Below are 16731 nucleotides of genomic sequence, written 5' to 3' on the forward strand. Positions count from 1 at the left end.
AGCTAACAGAAAAGAAAATGGCTACGATTGAGAGAAATCTTCGCAAAGAGAGAATTGGTAAAGTCGTGAGCAACAAGATGGACAAGTCCGTCACGGTAGCTGTAGAAAGACGTGTGAAGCACCCTATCTATGGTAAGTTTGTTGCAAAGACAACCAAATTTATGGTTCATGACGAGAACAATGAATGTAACCCAGGTGATGTGGTTAGAATCAGTGAGACTCGTCCGCTGAGCAAGAACAAGCGTTGGAGATTAGTTGAAATTATTGAAAGGGCTAAGTAATCATGATACAGCAAGAATCCAGACTAAGCGTTGCGGACAATTCCGGTGCTAAAGAAGTATTGGTGATCCGCGTATTGGGTGGAACGAAGAAGCGTTATGCTTCTATCGGCGACAAAGTAGTCGTGACTGTAAAGTCTGCCCTTTCATCAAGTAATATGAAAAAAGGTACCGTTTCTAAAGCGGTAATTGTGAGAACTAAGAAAGAGATCCGTAGAAAGGATGGTTCTTATATCAGATTTGAAGACAATGCAGCTGTTTTGTTGAACAACAACGACGAGCCTAGAGGTACCCGTATTTTCGGTCCAGTAGCTAGAGAGCTCAGAGAAAAGCAGTTCATGAAAATCGTTTCCTTGGCCCCTGAAGTACTTTAATCATGGAAAGAAAATCTAATAAGCAGCAAAAGCTGCATATCAAAACTGGTGACACCGTAAAAGTGATCGCTGGAGATGACAAAGGAAAGACAGGCAAGGTGCTTTCAGTAGACACTGAAAAGAAAAGAGCTTTCGTAGAAGGGATCAATATGATCACCAAGCACGTGAAGCCAACTGCTGCAAAGCCTCAAGGAGGAATCGAGAAGAAAGAAGCTGCCTTGCATATCAGCAACTTGATGTTGGTTGACCCTAAAACAGGAGAAGCAACTAGAACAGGTAGAAAAGTAGGCGAAAACGGCAAATTAGTTAGATACTCAAAGAAAACTGGGGAGGTGATCAATGGCTAATCCAAGAATGAAAGAAAAGTATGTGAACGATATCGTTCCTGCTTTGAAAGAGAAGTTCCAATATTCTTCCGTAATGCAAGTTCCAAAATTGACCAAAATCGTTTTGAACAAAGGCATCGGAGCAGCAGTGGCAGACAAGAAATTGGTTGACCAGGGCGTAGAAGAGCTTTCTTTAATCACCGGCCAGAAGGCAGTAGCTACTAAGGCAAAAATCGCCGTTTCTAACTTTAAGTTGAGAGAAGGTATGCCTATCGGGGCAAAGGTAACTTTGAGAGGAGAGAGAATGTATGAATTCCTTGACCGTTTGATGACTGTTGCACTTCCACGTGTAAGAGACTTCAAAGGTATCTCTGACAAAGGTTTTGACGGAAGAGGTAATTACACCTTGGGTGTGACTGAGCAGATTATCTTCCCTGAGATTTCCATCGAAAAGGTGAACAGAATCTCTGGTATGGATATCACTTTCGTTACCACTGCCAACACAGATGAAGAGGCTTTTGCGATGTTGAAAGCTTTCGGTATGCCGTTCGTAAATAAAAATCAAGAATAATCATGGCAAAAGAGTCCATCAAAGCTCGCGAGAGAAAAAGAGAAAGACTGGTAGCCAAGTATGCCAAGAAAAGAGCTGAGCTGAAAGCAGCCGGTGATTACGAAGCCCTTGACAAATTACCAAAAAATGCCTCTCCGGTAAGACTTCACAACAGATGCAAGCTAACCGGTCGTCCAAAAGGATACATGAGGAAGTTCGGTATCAACAGGGTAACCTTCAGAGAAATGGCTGCTGCTGGAAAGATTCCGGGTCTGACTAAGTCTAGCTGGTAAAATAACGACAGTAGTTTTTATTCTAAAAATCAATTCGTAACTTTGCACGCCCAATTCGGGTGGCGCTAGACAATTCAATATTATGACTGATCCAATAGCTGATTATCTGACCAGATTGAGAAATGCCATTAAGGCTTCTCATCGAATCGTTGAGATACCTGCTTCTAACCTTAAGAAGGAGATCACAAAAGTTTTGCACGATAAAGGGTACATTCAAAACTATAAGTTTGAACAAAATGGACCTCAGGGCACTATCAAAATTGCCTTGAAGTACAATCCATCCACCAAGCAAAACGCGATCGTTAGCCTTGAAAGAGTTAGTACTCCAGGTTTAAGAAAATACGCTAAGCATGATGAGCTCCCAAGAGTAATCAATGGCTTAGGTATCGCAATCATTTCCACCTCTAAAGGTGTAATGACAGACAAAGAAGCCCGTACCGAAGGTATCGGTGGCGAAGTACTTTGCTACGTATATTAATTTACTATCATGTCTAGAATAGGTAAAAAACCAATAAATCTACCCAGCGGTGTTACTGTAGACGTGTCAGCTCATGGAACTGTCACTGTTAAAGGTCCAAAGGGTACCCTGACTCAGGATGTGAATCCCGACATTCAGGTGAAAGTGGAAGGTAACGCAGTAGTTATCTCTAGACCTACTGACTCTAAAAGACACAAGTCTATGCATGGACTTTACAGATCTTTGATCAACAATATGGTGATCGGAGTTTCTGCAGGTTACAAAAAGGACTTGGAACTAGTAGGTGTAGGTTACAAGGCTTCCAATCAAGGTCAAGTATTGGAGCTTAGCTTAGGCTATTCTCACAATATTTTTATGGCTTTGCCTCAGGAGATTTCTTTGAAAACAGAAACTCCAAAAGGTAAAAACCCAATCATTACCCTTGAAGGAATTGACAAAGAGTTGATCGGACAAGTTGCCGCTAAAATCAAATCCTTGCGTAAGGTTGAACCTTACAAAGGAAAAGGTGTGCGCTTCGTTGGTGAGAATGTTAGACGTAAGGCTGGTAAAACTGCCGGTAAAAAATAATAGGTTATGGCATTTAATAAGAATTCCAGAAGACTTAGAATCAAGCAGGGTATCAGAAGAAAAATTTCTGGTACTGATTCCAGACCTCGTTTGTCAGTATTCAAAAGCAATACTGGTATTTATGCTCAATTGGTGGACGATCTTCAGGGACGTACATTGGCTCAGGCCTCTTCCAAAGAGCTTGGCGCTAAAGCCAACACTAACGTAGAAGTATCTAAAGAAGTAGGAAAAAAACTTGCAGAAAGAGCTGTGGCAAATGGTATCTCTAGCGTAGTATTTGACCGAAATGGGTACTTGTATCATGGTAATGTAAAAGCTTTGGCCGATGGAGCCAGAGAAGGAGGCCTTAAATTCTAATCATTATGTCTCAAGTAAGAAGAAAACCCATTAGGGCTACAGATACAGAATTAAAAGAGAAAGTAGTAGCTATCAACCGAGTAGCCAAAGTGGTAAAAGGTGGTAGAAGATTCTCCTTCTCAGCTATTGTGGTTGTAGGTGATGGCCAAGGTGTAGTAGGTTATGGATTGGGTAAAGCCAATGAAGTAACTGACGCGATCACTAAAGGTATCGAAGATGCTAAAAAGAATTTGGTGAAAGTACCAGTTCTTAAAGGTACCATCCCTCACGAGCAAATTGGAAAATTTGGTGGAGGTTTGGTATTGATCAAACCAGCTGCAGCGGGTACTGGTGTAATTGCCGGTGGTGCGATGCGTGCGGTTTTGGAATCAGCTGGCGTTACAGACGTATTGGCGAAATCCAAAGGATCTTCAAACCCTCACAATGTGGTAAAAGCAACCATCGATGCTTTGGTCCAGCTTAGAGATGCTATCTCAGTTTCTCAGCAAAGAGGTGTGAAAATGGCTAAAGTCTTTAACGGATAATCATCATGGCAAAGATCAAAATCACGCAGGTAAAAAGTACGATCAAAAGACCTAAAGATCAGAAGCAAACAATCACTGCTTTAGGATTGGGTCGTATCAGCAAGTCTGTTGTAGTTGAGCAAACTCCTCAGATCGCTGGAATGGTAAATAAAGTGAATCACCTGGTAAAAGTGGAGGAAGCTTAATTATGAAACTATTTACATTAACTCCAAACGAAGGTTCAACCAAAAACCGAAAAAGAATCGGTAGAGGTACTGGATCAGGTAGAGGTGGAACTTCCACCAGAGGTCACAAAGGAGCTAAGTCTAGATCTGGTTATAAGAAGAAAATCGGATTTGAAGGTGGTCAGATGCCTCTTCAGAGACGAGTTCCAAAATTCGGCTTCAAATCTTTGAACAAGGTTGAATTCAAACCGGTAAATTTGGATACCTTGCAATCCCTTTCAGAACAGTACAACTTGTCAGTTGTCGATATGGAAGCTTTGGTTTCTCACGGAATCGCTTCTAAGAATGACAAAATCAAGGTATTGGGAAGAGGTGAATTGACAGCCAAATTAGACGTGTCTGCACATCAGTTTTCAGCTTCTGCAGTAGAAGCAATCGAAAAACTTGGTGGTACTGTAAACAAGATTTAAGTAAATGAAAAAGTTTATTTCGACAGTTAAAAATATTTTCTCAATCGAAGATTTGAGAATCCGTATTATCAATACGATTGGATTCTTGATCATCTTCCGTTTAGGTTCTTTTATTGTTCTCCCAGGTGTAGATCCTTCTAGACTTGGTGCAGCTCCAGAAGGGATCTTCGGTTTGATTGATACTTTCCTTGGAGGAGCTTTCAGTAATGCTTCCATCTTCGGTTTGGGAATTATGCCCTATATCTCTGCATCTATCGTATTGCAGTTGCTTACTGTCGGAGTACCCTATTTTCAAAAAATGCAAAAGGAAGGGGAATCTGGTCGAAAAAGAATCAATCAGATTACTCGTGTATTAACCATTGCTATTACAGTTGCGCAAGGTATCGGTTATGTAACTGCTACTATTTTGCCTACAGGTGCTGTAATGGTTAGTACCTCCCTTTTCATGTTCAGTTCTCTAGTTCTTCTCTCAGCCGGTACCATGTTCTGTATGTGGTTAGGTGAGAAGATCACTGAAAAGGGTATCGGAAACGGTATCTCAATGCTGATCATGATTGGTATTATCTCTAGGTTCCCTGGCGCTATCATCGCTGAGGTTTTAGAGAAAAATACATCTGGGATGTTGCTATTATTAATTGAAGCTGGTGTATTGTTCTTTGTTGTAGTAGGGGTAATTGCCTTGACAGAAGCTACAAGAAGAATTCCAGTACAGTATGCGAAGCAAGTTGTCGGAGGTAAAGTATATGGAGGACAGCGTCAGTACATTCCAATTAAAGTGAATGCTTCTGGTGTTATGCCGATCATCTTTGCTCAGTCTCTGATGTTTGTTCCAGCATTGATTGCTCAGATCTGGGCAGGTGAAAGTGATATTGCCAACTACATTGGAACCACTTTCTCTGATTTCACTTCCTGGCAATATAATTTGCTATTCGCTGTATTGATCATTGTGTTCACGTTCTTCTACACTGCGATTACTGTTAACCCAGAGCAAATTGCAGAAGACATGAAAAGAAACGGAGGATTCGTTCCTGGTATAAAGCCTGGAGCTCCAACCTCTGAGTTTATTGACAGCATAATTTCTAAAATCACATTGCCTGGTTCTATCCTCCTTGCGGCAGTGGCGATTCTTCCTGCTTTGGCAATCATTGCCGGGGTTGGTGGTGAGTTCGCTCAGTTCTATGGAGGTACTTCCTTGCTGATTATGGTTGGTGTGATCATGGATACTTTGAGACAAATCGAAAGTTATCTATTGATGAGACACTACGAAGGAATGATGAAGTCTGGTAATATGAAGAATAATCCTTCGAATTACCAAGTAGCTTAAAATGATTCATTACAAGACTTCGGAAGAAGTTCAAAAGATTAAAGAGAGTGCAGATATACTTGGTAGAGCACACGGTGAAATCGCCAAGCATATCAAAGAAGGGGTAAAGACCTCTTTTCTTGACAAAATTGCTGAAGAGTTTATCAGGGATCACGGTGCAGTTCCTTCATTTAAGGGCTACAATGGTTTTCCCGCGTCACTTTGTATTTCTGTGAACGAAGTTGTGGTTCATGGTTTTCCAAGTGAATATGAATTGAAAGATGGCGATATAATCTCAGTAGATTGTGGAGTCTTTCACCAAGGTTTTCATAGCGATTCCGCTTATACGTACCCTATTGGTGAGGTTTCCCCTTCTGTCTTAGCATTACTTAAAGCCACTAAAGATTCGCTCTATTTGGGGATCGAGCAGGCCAAATCTGGTAACAGAGTTGGAGATATCGGTCACGCCATTCAGAAGTTTGTAGAAGCGAAAGGCTACACCGTAGTTCGAGAATTAGTCGGACACGGATTAGGTAAAAATCTTCACGAAGCTCCTGAGGTCCCAAATTATGGCAAAAAAGGAAGTGGTCCCTTGTTAAAACAAGGAATGGTGATTGCGATCGAGCCGATGATCAATCTTGGATCAAGAAATATTGTTCAAGAGCGGGATGGGTGGACAATCAGAACAGCCGACAGAAAACCGTCAGCCCATTATGAACATACAGTCGCAATATTTGAAGATAGAACAGAGGTCCTAACGACCCATAAATACATAGAAGAGATAGTTAAATTCTAATATGGCCAAACAGACATCAATCGAGCAAGACGGCACCATCACGGAAGCGTTGTCCAACGCGATGTTTAAAGTGGAACTGGAAAATGGACATCAATTGATTGCTCATATTTCCGGTAAAATGAGGATGAATTATATCAAAATCCTTCCCGGAGATAAAGTCAAATTGGAATTGTCTCCTTATGATTTAACAAAAGGTAGAATAGTATATCGATATAAATAGACTGATATGAAAGTTAAGGCATCTATTAAAAAAAGAAGTGTTGACTGTAAAGTGATTAGAAGAAACGGAAAACTTTACGTCATCAATAAGAAGAATCCTAAGTTTAAACAAAGACAAGGTTAATCATGGCTAGAATTGCAGGTGTAGACATACCAGACAATAAGCGCGGCGAAATCGGACTTACCTATATCTTCGGAATTGGTAGAAGTTCAGCCAGAGCGATCCTGAGCAAGGCCGGTATCTCTTTTGACAAAAAAGCAGGTGAGTGGGATGACGATGAGTCTACCGCAATCCGTAATATCATCGCTGAGGAATTTAGAACCGAAGGCGCTCTGAAGTCAGAGATCCAACTAAACATCAAGCGTCTGATGGATATCGGATGTTATAGAGGTTTGAGACACAGAAAAGGACTTCCTGTACGTGGTCAAGGTACTAAGAACAATGCCAGAACAAGGAAGGGTAAGCGTAAAACTGTTGCTAACAAGAAGAAGGCAACTAAATAAAACCTGATTTAGATTATGGCTCAGAAAAGAAACGATAAAGCAAAAGGTAAAAAAAGAGTAGTAAAGGTAGAAGCTGTAGGACAGGCTCACATCAAAGCCTCCTTCAACAATATCATTATCTCCATTACCAATAATGCAGGTCAAGTAATCTCTTGGGCTTCTGCCGGTAAAATGGGATTCAGAGGTTCTAAGAAAAACACTCCTTACGCTGCTCAGATGGCCGCTCAAAACTGCGGACAAGTAGCATACGATCTCGGTTTGAGAAAAATCGAAGTATTCGTAAAAGGACCAGGCGCTGGTCGTGAATCTGCGATCAGAACTTTGCAAAATGTAGGATTGGACGTGACTACGATCATCGACGTGACTCCACTTCCTCACAACGGTTGTCGTCCTCCTAAGCGTAGAAGAGTTTAATTTTAAAAAAGTAACAGAATGGCAAGATATACAGGTCCTAAAGCAAAGATCTCCAGAAAATTTGGAGAAGCTATCGAAGGGCATAGCAAGGCACTTCAAAAGAAAAACTACCCTCCAGGTCAGCACGGCCGAGGTAGAAGAAAGAAGCAGTCTGAATATGCTGTTCAGCTTGCTGAGAAGCAGAAAGCTAAATACATCTATGGCGTGTTGGAAAGACAATTCGCTAAGATGTTTGACATCGCTTCCAGAAAATCAGGTATCACCGGTGAAAACTTACTTCAATTGCTTGAAGCGAGATTGGATAACACCGTATACCGTATGGGAATTTCCCCTACTCGTCGTGGAGCAAGACAGCTTGTATCGCACAAGCACATCTTGGTAAACGGTGAAGTGGTAAACATTCCTTCTTACACTTTGAAGCCTGGTGATGTGGTTTCAGTTAGAGAGCGTTCTAAGTCTCTTGAAGCAATCACCAGCAGCTTGGCGGGAAGAGGAGCAAATAGATATCCTTGGTTAGAGTGGGATAATGCTTCTTTGTCAGGCAAATTCGTCAGTGTTCCGGGCAGAGATGATATTCCTGAGAATATCAAGGAGCAGCTCATTGTCGAACTTTACTCTAAGTAATATTTTACTATTTTCAGCTAAAAAAACAGAACGAGATATATGTCCATACTAGCATTTCAAATGCCTGAGAAAGTGGTGATGGAGAAAGCCGACGACTTTCATGGCTTGTTCACCTTCAAACCTCTTGAAAAAGGCTATGGAGTTACCATCGGTAACGCCCTAAGAAGAATCTTGCTTTCTTCCTTGGAGGGATACGCCATCACTTCCATCAAAATTCCGGGAGTGGTTCATGAGTTCTCCACCATTGAGGGTGTAGTAGAAGACGTGACTGACATCATTTTGAACCTAAAGCAGGTGAGATTCAAGAAAGTGCACGAAGCATTTGACGGAAAAATCACAGTTGAGATCAAAAATCAGTCTGTGTTCACCGCAGGGGACATTGCTAAGTTCACTTCTTCTTTCGAAGTTCTTAATCCTGAGTTGGTGATCTGTCATATCGACGAGACCAAAAACTTTGAGATTGAATTGACTGTAGAAAAAGGAAGAGGGTATTTGCCAGCTGAAGAATCCAAGCCCAAAGAGCAGGTTTTTGGACAAATTGCAATCGACGCAGTATTTACGCCAATCAAAAACGTAAAGTATAGCGTAGAAAACACCCGAGTAGAGCAGAAGACTGACTTCGAAAAATTGATCCTTGAAGTTTCTACAGATGGTTCTATCCATCCAGAGAAAGCGCTTCAGGAATCTGCTAAGATTTTGATTCAGCACTTTATGTTGTTCTCCGACCAGACTATGGTCCTTGATTCTACCGGTATTGCAGAACCAGAGCCTATCGATGAGGAATTCCTTCACATGAGAAAGCTATTGAAGACTTCTTTGAGCGACCTCGATCTTTCTGTTCGTGCGTTCAACTGTCTGAAAGCTGCTGATGTGAGAACCCTAGGCGACTTGGCCAAGCTTGAAATTTCTGACATGATGAAATTCAGAAACTTCGGTAAGAAGTCTCTTGCTGAGCTTGAGCAGTTGATCCAGGAAAAAGGTTTGACCTTTGGGATGGATATTTCTAAGTATAAACTTGATGAAGAATAAAAAACAATGAGACACGGTAAGAAAATTAACCACCTTGGAAGGACGTCTTCTCACAGAAAGGCGATGCTATCCAACATGGCAACTTCCCTCATTCTTCACAAGCGTATCTCCACCACGCTTGCTAAGGCAAAAGAATTGAAGAAGTTTGTAGAGCCTCTGGTAACCAGAGCTAAAGAAGATACTACTCATAATAGAAGAATTGCTTTCTCCTACCTAAAAAGCAAAGATGCCATCAAGGCTCTTTTCGGCGAGGTAATCGAAAAAGTAGGTTCTCGTCCAGGAGGTTACACCAGAATTATCAAGACTGGTTTCCGTTTGGGTGACAACGCTGAGATGTGTATCATCGAATTGGTTGACTTCAACGAATTGATGTTGAAAGACGCTAAGCCTGCTAAGAAAACTACTAGAAGATCAAGAAGATCTACTGGTAAGGCTGAGTCTGTTGAAGCTGCTCCAGTTGCGGCTCCTGCAGCAGAGGCAAAAGCAGAAGAGCCTAGCGCTCCTGAAGCTTCAACTGAAGGCGAAAACGAAGAAAAATAATTTGAAAGTTATTTTCAAATATCAAAAGGATTGGACGGCTGTTCAATCCTTTTTTTATACCCCAATATCTTATCCTCCTCCCAAGTTTTGGTTAACTTTGGGCAACCTTTGAAAAAATGATTAAACAGAAAGCAACTCTTCTTCTAGCCGACGGGACAGTTTTCCATGGAACCCTAATCGGCAAACCTGGTACCAACGGTGGCGAAATCTGCTTTAATACGGGCATGACAGGCTATCAGGAAATTTACACCGACCCATCCTATACCGGACAGATTGTAGTGACCACTACTTCCCATATCGGAAATTATGGGGTGCATCCAGATGAGGTGGAATCCGATCATCCTTGTGTAGCCGGAATCGTGGTTAATAGCTTTTCTGAGGTGTTTTCCAGGTTAGATGCTTCTGGATCTTTGCAAGACTATTTGGTGAATTATGGCATTACTGGTATCGCAGATATTGATACCCGTAAGCTGGTAAGGCATCTTCGGTCCAAAGGAGCTATGAATGCCATCATCAGCTCTGAATTCGAAGGTAATTTGGAAGGACTAAAAGCTGAATTAGCGAAAGTTCCCGATATGAATGGCCTTGAGCTTTCTTCCAAAGTTTGTACTCAGGAACCTTACTTCTTCGGAGATGAAAATTCAGCTATCAAAGTGGCCTGTCTGGATTTTGGCATCAAGAAAAATATCCTTAGAAATCTAGCTTCTAGAGGTGTTTACTGCAAAGTATATCCAGCAAAGACAAAATTAGCTGAAATGGAAGCTTGGGCTCCACAGGCCTATTTCCTTTCCAATGGTCCCGGCGATCCGGCTGTAATGGAATATGCGGTGGATACAGTGAAGGAAATTTTAGAAACAGGTAAACCTGTCTTTGGAATTTGCTTGGGACATCAGCTTTTGGCGGAGGCAGTAGGAATTAAAACCTACAAAATGCACCATGGTCATAGAGGACTCAACCACCCAATCAAGAACCTTTTGACCGGAAAAAGTGAAATCACTTCCCAAAACCATGGTTTCAACGTGGTGAGAGAAGATACTGAGAAAAACCCTCAGGTTGAAATCACCCACGTTCACTTGAATGACAATACCGTAGCAGGAATTCGCTTGAAGAATAAGCTTGCATTTTCTGTACAATACCACCCGGAATCATCACCTGGACCACATGACTCCAGATATTTATTCGATGATTTTGTGTCGATGATCAATAACAACTAATTCTAATAAACCTTTTAAAACTATGACGTTGATTCAATCAATTCATGCAAGACAAATCCTCGATTCAAGAGGTAACCCTACCGTAGAAGTCGATGTAGTAACCGAAAATGGTGCTTTTGGACGCGCAGCAGTTCCATCTGGCGCTTCTACCGGTGTCAACGAAGCAGTAGAGCTCCGAGACGGAGACAAAAGCAAATATTTGGGCAAAGGTGTATTGAAGGCCGTAGCCAATGTAAATGAAATCATTGCTCCTGAATTGGTGGGGATGGATGTTTTCGAGCAAAACACCATTGACCAGATCATGATTGATTTGGATGGTACGCCTACCAAAAGCAAGCTAGGAGCAAATGCTATCCTGGGTGTTTCTTTGGCAGTAGCGAAAGCAGCAGCGATGGAATCTGGCCAGCCGCTTTACCGATACATCGGTGGGGTGAACGCCAATACCCTTCCTGTTCCTATGTTAAACATCATCAATGGTGGTTCTCACTCTGATGCGCCTATCGCTTTCCAGGAATTTATGGTAAGACCTGTAGGGGCTAGCAGCTTCTCTGAGGCTATCCGTATGGGTGCTGAGATTTTCCATAACCTGAAGAAAATCCTTCATGACAAACATTTAAGCACCGCAGTAGGTGATGAAGGTGGATTTGCTCCAAACTTCTCCGGTGGTACTGAAGAGGCTCTTGCTTGCATCTTGGATGCTATCGCAAAGGCTGGTTACAAGCCAGGTGATGATGTAACTATCGCCTTGGACTGCGCATCTTCTGAGTTTTACAAAGACGGAAAATACGACTACTCCAAGTTTGAAGGACCAACTGGAAAAGTTAGATCCAGAGAAGAGCAAGTGGCTTATTTGGCTGAATTAACTGAAAAATATCCAATCGATTCTATCGAAGACGGATGTGCTGAGGAAGATTGGGCTGGTTGGGCGATGTTGACTGCGAAAATCGGTGACAAAGTTCAGCTAGTAGGAGATGACCTTTTCGTAACCAACGTGAAATTCTTGAAGCGTGGAATCGAAGAGAAGTCTGCCAACTCAATTCTGGTAAAAGTAAACCAAATCGGAACCTTGACTGAAACTTTGAATGCTATTGCAATGGCTCATAAGGCTGGTTTTACTGCAGTAATGTCTCACAGATCTGGTGAAACGGAAGATTCTACCATCGCTGACTTGGCTGTAGCAGTGAACTGCGGACAGATCAAGACCGGTTCAGCTTCAAGATCTGACCGTATGGCGAAATACAATCAGTTGCTAAGAATCGAAGAGCAATTGGGTGAATCAGCGATCTTCAAAGGAAGATTGAAATAATTCAACTCAATAAAAGTATGAAAGGCAGTTCCGAAAAGAGCTGCCTTTTTTCTTGCATCATTTTTGTAACTTCCATTTTGAAATTTATTGCCATGCAAAAGATCCTCAAATACAGTCGCAATTTTTATGTCTTGGCGACGCTATTCTTTCTTTTTTGGATGATTTTTATCGATTCCAACAACCTGGTCAATCAAATCCGTTTAAGTAAGAAGCTCTGGGATTTGGAGGACCAAAAAGAATTCTACCAAGAGCGGAAAGTTCAGATCAAGGCCGAAAGGGAGGAATTGATGAGCAATCCAGAACTTCTCGAGAAGTTTGCCAGAGAACGATATTTCATGAAAAAACAAACTGAAGATTTATATGTCATTGTCGAAAAATAAATTTCTCCTGCTTTTTTTCTTTGCCTTTACCCTTTTTCAAACTTCTTCCTTCGCCCAACGCGAAATTTACGGGGATTCGACTTCCTTCAGGGATAGATTGTTTTTTGGAGGGAATTTGGGACTTCAATTCGGTACGGTGACTTTCATTGACGTTTCTCCTTTGGTGGGAGTGATGATTACCCCAAGACTTTCAGGTGGAGCTGGCTTGACCTACCAATATTACGACGACAATAGATTCCAGGGAGCCAATGGCTCATCTTACGGTGGAAGGGTTTTTGGCAGGTACAATGTGCTGCCCAATATCTTCACTCATGTAGAATACGAAAACATCAACTGGAATGCCTACAATCTGGTAGCTGAGGACTTCCGTAGAACTTGGACAGATGCCTTATTTGTAGGTGGAGGCTATTTCGCACCTTTTGGCAGACGGGGAGGAGCGAATTTTACTTTTTTGTATAATGTCTTGTATGACCGTCAAACCTCCTACTACGCTGAACCTTATGTGATCAGAGTGGGTTTTGTTCTATAGTTGCGCTAGACAAAATCCATGAAATCTCTGATTCAAAAAATCCACCACGCACATCAGGAGTGCTCTGATTGCCCGTCTCCTAAGGTAATCCAACAGTTTTTTGAGGAATTACTAGGCTTACTTTTCCCGGAATATGCGGTGCAAAAAGTAAAGTCAGAAGAGGAGGTTTCGGCAAGGTTAATCCTTTTGAAAGAAACCCTAACCGCCATTTTGCTTCGAAATAAGCATTTGCATGCTGGTGATGGAAAGGAGTTAGCCGCTGACTTTTTTCACAAACTGGAAAAGGTTTTTGATTGGGTGCATCAGGATGTGGATGCCATGTATGCTGGTGATCCGGCTGCCAAATCCAAAACAGAAATCCTTCGAAGCTATCCGGGTTTCTATGCTATTGCAGCCTATAGAATTGCCCATGAACTCCATCAGTTGGGAATCAAGTTAATTCCAAGGATGATCACCGAGATCGCTCACAGCAAAACAGGAATCGATATTCACCCGGGGGCTAAAATCGGTCAATTCTTCTGTATCGACCACGGAACAGGAGTGGTAATCGGGGAGACCACCGTTATCGGAAATCATGTGAAAATTTACCAAGGTGTTACCCTTGGAGCTTTGAGCGTGGACAAAGCCGATGCAGATCTGAAGCGGCATCCGACTATTGAGGATCATGTGGTGATTTATGCGGGAGCTACCATTTTGGGTGGAAATACCCGGATCGGCGCTAATTCTGTAATCGGCGGAAATGTCTGGTTGACCAAATCTGTTCCTGCCAATTCCAAAGTCTATTACCAAACCCAAATCCATCATGAGGATGGCTTGGTGACGGACCGATATGTCTTTAAAAATGATTTCGATGCGACTCTTTGAACTAATCGGCAATACTCCATTGATTGAGTTGGAGCATATTCCTACCAATCCTAAAGTCAAAATCCTCTGCAAACTGGAGGGCCAAAATCCCGGAGGAAGTGTCAAGGATAGGGCTGCTTACAATATGCTTAGATCTGCCTTGGACCGGGGAGAAATCAAAAAAGGGGACAAACTGGTAGAAGCAACCAGCGGAAATACAGGTATTGCTTTAGCCATGGTTGCCAAAGTTCTGGGCTTGGATATGACCCTGATCATGCCGGATAACTCTACCAAGGAGCGGGTACTTTCCATGGAAGCTTATGGAGCGAGAGTGATTTTGACTCCTGCTGCCAAGACTATAGAGTATTCCCGAACCCTGGCTGAAGAGATGAATGCCAAGGAAGGGTATTTTATGCTCAATCAATTTGCCAATCCGGATAATTACTGGGCACATTACAAGACTACTGGCCCGGAAATCTGGAGAGATACCCAAGGCAAAGTCACCCATTTTGTTTCGGCTATGGGAACTACCGGAACCATCATGGGCGTCTCCAGATATTTAAAAGAAAAAAATCCCGCCATTCAAATCGTAGGAACTCAACCTACAGACGGTTCCAGTATTCCTGGAATCAGACGCTGGTCTCCGGAGTTTTTGCCGGCAATTTTTGAAAAAGATCGTGTGGATAGGGTGATTGATGTCAGCCAGGATCAAGCCACCCAAATGACCCGACGCATGGCGAAGGAGGAAGGAATCCTCGCCGGAATGAGTAGCGGAGGAGCGCTACATGCAGCAATTGAATTGTCCAAGGAATTGGAAGAAGGATTGATCGTCTGCATCACCTGCGATCGTGGGGATCGATACCTCAGCTCGGATTTGTTTGGGTAAAATTTAGCCCATGATTTAAATCATGGGCTATGAATTTTGTGATCTCTTTTTTCAAAAAAACCTTTTCATTTTCTCCAATCCCTCTTTGACGACTACTGCGGCATCCATGGCATAGTAGGTGGGGTTAAAGAGTTCCAGGGAAAGGATGATTTGCCCTCCTTTTGATTTTAGTGTATTGGCGAGTTCCTGCATAGGGGCGGCTCCGTCTCCAGGCATCACGCGATCCTTGTCCTGCTGCTCCAGTCGGGGAATAGACGCCGGGACATCGTTCATGTGGAAGATATCAATGCTATGCCCGTCCAGCATTTTCATGCCTTCAAAGCCTGATCCTCCCCGAAAGAGGTGATAGACATCAGCCAAGATCTTGGCATCCTTGTCATCAGCCACGGCAGCGACCATCATCGCCTGACCCAAGTGATAAAAGGAAGGGAAAGCTCCCCAGAATTCCAGTTGGGGCATCACCCCGGTTTTTCTTCCCAAGTCCAAAAGCCGTTTGTATTTCTCTCCTGCCTGCATCAGATCCAGAGGAGCCTCGGTTCCTATGGCCGGAGCAGCCACTCTAGGGCAGCCCAGATCGGCCAAAACCCCCATTTCCTTTTCCATTTGGGCGAAGCCTGTCTTGCTTTTTTCTGCATCCTGAGCCATCCAGGTAGGGAATCCTATGCAATCGAAAAACTCCAATCCGGCATCGGAAGCCAGCTTTTTAAGGGAAGCCAAGCTTTTTCCAGAATCCAAATAGCCTTGGATCTCCATCATCCAGGGTTCGAATCCATCGTATCCAGCCCGTGCCGCCAATTCAATGATTTCCGGAAGACTGAGCTTTTGCCCTCGGATGGTGGAGGTATTCAGAGAAAACTTGAATTGGGTTTCTTCTTTTTGCTCAGTCTTTGCGAAGCTGGGAGTGGCTAGGGTAGCTAGAGGAGCTAGGGCCAGGGATTTTAATAGGTTTCTTCTTGAGGTCATAGGGATTCAGGATTTTGTCCATTTAAAGCAAACCAATGCCGTTTATCTATATTCTGAAAATAAGCTGATTTTTGTAGAAAACCCTCGTATTTTTCAGAATGCGAAAAATACTCTTTTTCATTTTTCTCCTTGGACCTTTTTCTAATAATGGTTTGAAAGCTCAGGTGGCTGGTCAGAACCTCGCATTTCTTCCGGAATATCAGGAGCAGCTTCCCTATTTTCAGGAGTTGATCACCGGAGGGCAGTATCAGGAACCCTCCCGATTGATTCAGGGGGATCCCTATTACTTTTCCCGGCAATTCGAAAAAGGGACCTTGATCATCAATGGGGTCACTTATCCTCAGGTTCCTTTGCTCTATGACAGCTATAGAGATCAGGTGGTGACATTCCATCCGGTTTTTAATCAGAAAATCCTGATCAAGCCTGAGAAGATCGACGGCTTCCAATTGGCCAATGGGGAAAGGTTTCGACATTTTTCAGGGAATGGAGATTACCTGAAAAATGGAAATGGTATCTATAAAGTCTTGGGTGAGGGGGATTATTTGGCGGTAGCCAAGCAATTCAAGACGACTAAGGCTGTGCGGGAAATGTCGAAATACGACGAAATATATTTAGCCAAGTCAGATTATTTTTTGGTGAAGGATGGAGTCTTTCTTCAAATTCAGAAAGGAAATCAGGCTTTTGAAATTTTAGGTTTGGAAAAGAAATTCATCAAAAAGGAGCTGAGGGCCCGAAATCTGGTTTTTAAGCAAAACCCCGAGGAGTATTTGAAATTTTTAGTCCAGGTGAATTCCAAGTAA

The 16731-nt window shown here is 42.6% G+C and carries 28 protein-coding genes; 27 read left to right on the forward strand and 1 reads right to left on the reverse strand.

What is annotated here, in order from left to right:
* Positions 1 to 17: 17 nt before the first annotated feature.
* The 26 genes from rpsQ (at position 18) to cysM (ending at position 14968) form a co-directional block, all read left to right on the forward strand.
* A complete protein-coding gene (gene rpsQ / locus DFQ04_RS16360) occupies positions 18 to 281 on the forward strand; it encodes a 30S ribosomal protein S17 (RefSeq protein ID WP_133557839.1) in 264 nt (87 codons plus the stop codon).
* 2 nt (positions 282 to 283) lie between these two features.
* A complete protein-coding gene (rplN, locus tag DFQ04_RS16365) occupies positions 284 to 652 on the forward strand; it encodes a 50S ribosomal protein L14 (protein WP_026953273.1) in 369 nt (122 codons plus the stop codon).
* 2 nt (positions 653 to 654) lie between these two features.
* Positions 655 to 999, forward strand: a complete 345-nt coding sequence (gene rplX / locus DFQ04_RS16370) for a 50S ribosomal protein L24 (RefSeq protein ID WP_133557841.1) — start codon at positions 655 to 657, stop codon at positions 997 to 999.
* Complete coding sequence (rplE, locus tag DFQ04_RS16375) at positions 992 to 1549, forward strand: 50S ribosomal protein L5 (RefSeq protein WP_133557843.1); 558 nt, start codon at positions 992 to 994, stop codon at positions 1547 to 1549. The genes rplX and rplE overlap by 8 nt, the downstream gene beginning before the upstream one ends.
* 2 nt (positions 1550 to 1551) lie before the next feature.
* Positions 1552 to 1821, forward strand: a complete 270-nt coding sequence (gene rpsN, locus DFQ04_RS16380; RefSeq protein ID WP_026953276.1) for a 30S ribosomal protein S14 — start codon at positions 1552 to 1554, stop codon at positions 1819 to 1821.
* 82 nt (positions 1822 to 1903) lie between these two features.
* A complete protein-coding gene (rpsH, locus tag DFQ04_RS16385) occupies positions 1904 to 2299 on the forward strand; it encodes a 30S ribosomal protein S8 (protein WP_133557845.1) in 396 nt (131 codons plus the stop codon).
* A gap of 9 nt (positions 2300 to 2308) precedes the next feature.
* Positions 2309 to 2866: a 50S ribosomal protein L6 gene (gene rplF, locus DFQ04_RS16390; protein WP_133557846.1), complete on the forward strand. Its 558-nt coding sequence runs from the start codon at positions 2309 to 2311 to the stop codon at positions 2864 to 2866.
* A 6-nt stretch (positions 2867 to 2872) separates the two neighbouring features.
* Entirely contained in the window at positions 2873 to 3223 is a 351-nt protein-coding gene (gene rplR / locus DFQ04_RS16395; RefSeq protein ID WP_026953279.1) for a 50S ribosomal protein L18, read from the forward strand.
* 5 nt (positions 3224 to 3228) lie between these two features.
* On the forward strand, positions 3229 to 3747 hold the full coding sequence (gene rpsE, locus DFQ04_RS16400) for a 30S ribosomal protein S5 (RefSeq protein WP_133557848.1): 519 nt from the start codon (positions 3229 to 3231) through the stop codon (positions 3745 to 3747).
* A 5-nt stretch (positions 3748 to 3752) separates the two neighbouring features.
* Positions 3753 to 3932: a 50S ribosomal protein L30 gene (rpmD, locus tag DFQ04_RS16405; protein WP_133557850.1), complete on the forward strand. Its 180-nt coding sequence runs from the start codon at positions 3753 to 3755 to the stop codon at positions 3930 to 3932.
* A gap of 2 nt (positions 3933 to 3934) precedes the next feature.
* On the forward strand, positions 3935 to 4381 hold the full coding sequence (rplO, locus tag DFQ04_RS16410; protein WP_133557852.1) for a 50S ribosomal protein L15: 447 nt from the start codon (positions 3935 to 3937) through the stop codon (positions 4379 to 4381).
* 4 nt (positions 4382 to 4385) lie between these two features.
* Positions 4386 to 5705, forward strand: a complete 1320-nt coding sequence (gene secY, locus DFQ04_RS16415; protein WP_133557854.1) for a preprotein translocase subunit SecY — start codon at positions 4386 to 4388, stop codon at positions 5703 to 5705.
* Between the two features lies 1 nt (position 5706).
* Positions 5707 to 6480, forward strand: a complete 774-nt coding sequence (gene map, locus DFQ04_RS16420; RefSeq protein WP_133557856.1) for a type I methionyl aminopeptidase — start codon at positions 5707 to 5709, stop codon at positions 6478 to 6480.
* Between the two features lies 1 nt (position 6481).
* Positions 6482 to 6700 (forward strand): translation initiation factor IF-1, encoded by a 219-nt coding sequence (gene infA, locus DFQ04_RS16425; RefSeq protein WP_077346329.1) that lies wholly within the window; start codon positions 6482 to 6484, stop codon positions 6698 to 6700.
* Between the two features lie 6 nt (positions 6701 to 6706).
* The gene (rpmJ, locus tag DFQ04_RS16430) at positions 6707 to 6823 is read left to right on the forward strand and encodes a 50S ribosomal protein L36 (RefSeq protein ID WP_014772314.1); all 117 of its coding nucleotides are present in this window, start codon (positions 6707 to 6709) and stop codon (positions 6821 to 6823) included.
* A gap of 2 nt (positions 6824 to 6825) precedes the next feature.
* Complete coding sequence (rpsM, locus tag DFQ04_RS16435; protein ID WP_133557858.1) at positions 6826 to 7203, forward strand: 30S ribosomal protein S13; 378 nt, start codon at positions 6826 to 6828, stop codon at positions 7201 to 7203.
* A 15-nt stretch (positions 7204 to 7218) separates the two neighbouring features.
* On the forward strand, positions 7219 to 7617 hold the full coding sequence (gene rpsK / locus DFQ04_RS16440; protein WP_133557860.1) for a 30S ribosomal protein S11: 399 nt from the start codon (positions 7219 to 7221) through the stop codon (positions 7615 to 7617).
* 18 nt (positions 7618 to 7635) lie between these two features.
* On the forward strand, positions 7636 to 8241 hold the full coding sequence (gene rpsD / locus DFQ04_RS16445; protein ID WP_133557862.1) for a 30S ribosomal protein S4: 606 nt from the start codon (positions 7636 to 7638) through the stop codon (positions 8239 to 8241).
* A 39-nt stretch (positions 8242 to 8280) separates the two neighbouring features.
* Positions 8281 to 9270, forward strand: coding sequence for a DNA-directed RNA polymerase subunit alpha (locus DFQ04_RS16450; protein WP_133557864.1), 990 nt, complete (start codon positions 8281 to 8283; stop codon positions 9268 to 9270).
* Positions 9271 to 9276: 6 nt separating this feature from the next.
* A complete protein-coding gene (gene rplQ, locus DFQ04_RS16455; RefSeq protein WP_133557866.1) occupies positions 9277 to 9810 on the forward strand; it encodes a 50S ribosomal protein L17 in 534 nt (177 codons plus the stop codon).
* A 116-nt stretch (positions 9811 to 9926) separates the two neighbouring features.
* Entirely contained in the window at positions 9927 to 11024 is a 1098-nt protein-coding gene (carA, locus tag DFQ04_RS16460; RefSeq protein ID WP_133557868.1) for a glutamine-hydrolyzing carbamoyl-phosphate synthase small subunit, read from the forward strand.
* A gap of 22 nt (positions 11025 to 11046) precedes the next feature.
* Positions 11047 to 12330 carry a phosphopyruvate hydratase gene (gene eno / locus DFQ04_RS16465; RefSeq protein ID WP_133557870.1) on the forward strand — a complete coding sequence of 428 codons (1284 nt, stop codon included), beginning with the start codon at positions 11047 to 11049 and terminating at the stop codon, positions 12328 to 12330.
* Between the two features lie 92 nt (positions 12331 to 12422).
* Positions 12423 to 12710: an FtsB family cell division protein gene (locus tag DFQ04_RS16470; protein WP_133557872.1), complete on the forward strand. Its 288-nt coding sequence runs from the start codon at positions 12423 to 12425 to the stop codon at positions 12708 to 12710.
* A complete protein-coding gene (locus DFQ04_RS16475) occupies positions 12691 to 13239 on the forward strand; it encodes a hypothetical protein (protein WP_133557874.1) in 549 nt (182 codons plus the stop codon). The genes DFQ04_RS16470 and DFQ04_RS16475 overlap by 20 nt, the downstream gene beginning before the upstream one ends.
* Before the next feature lie 18 nt (positions 13240 to 13257).
* Positions 13258 to 14103, forward strand: coding sequence for a serine O-acetyltransferase EpsC (epsC, locus tag DFQ04_RS16480; protein ID WP_133557876.1), 846 nt, complete (start codon positions 13258 to 13260; stop codon positions 14101 to 14103).
* Positions 14090 to 14968 (forward strand): cysteine synthase CysM, encoded by an 879-nt coding sequence (cysM, locus tag DFQ04_RS16485; RefSeq protein ID WP_133557878.1) that lies wholly within the window; start codon positions 14090 to 14092, stop codon positions 14966 to 14968. Before epsC ends, cysM begins: the two co-directional genes overlap by 14 nt.
* Positions 14969 to 15019: 51 nt before the next feature.
* Here cysM and DFQ04_RS16490 read toward each other — a convergent pair whose 3' ends face one another.
* A complete protein-coding gene (locus tag DFQ04_RS16490; protein WP_133557880.1) occupies positions 15020 to 15931 on the reverse strand; it encodes a sugar phosphate isomerase/epimerase family protein in 912 nt (303 codons plus the stop codon).
* Positions 15932 to 16029: 98 nt separating this feature from the next.
* Here DFQ04_RS16490 and DFQ04_RS16495 point away from each other — a divergent pair, with 98 nt between their 5' ends.
* Positions 16030 to 16731, forward strand: coding sequence for a hypothetical protein (locus DFQ04_RS16495; protein WP_133557882.1), 702 nt, complete (start codon positions 16030 to 16032; stop codon positions 16729 to 16731).

Source organism: Algoriphagus boseongensis, from assembly GCF_004362805.1.
Taxonomy (GTDB): Bacteria; Bacteroidota; Bacteroidia; order Cytophagales; family Cyclobacteriaceae; genus Algoriphagus; species Algoriphagus boseongensis.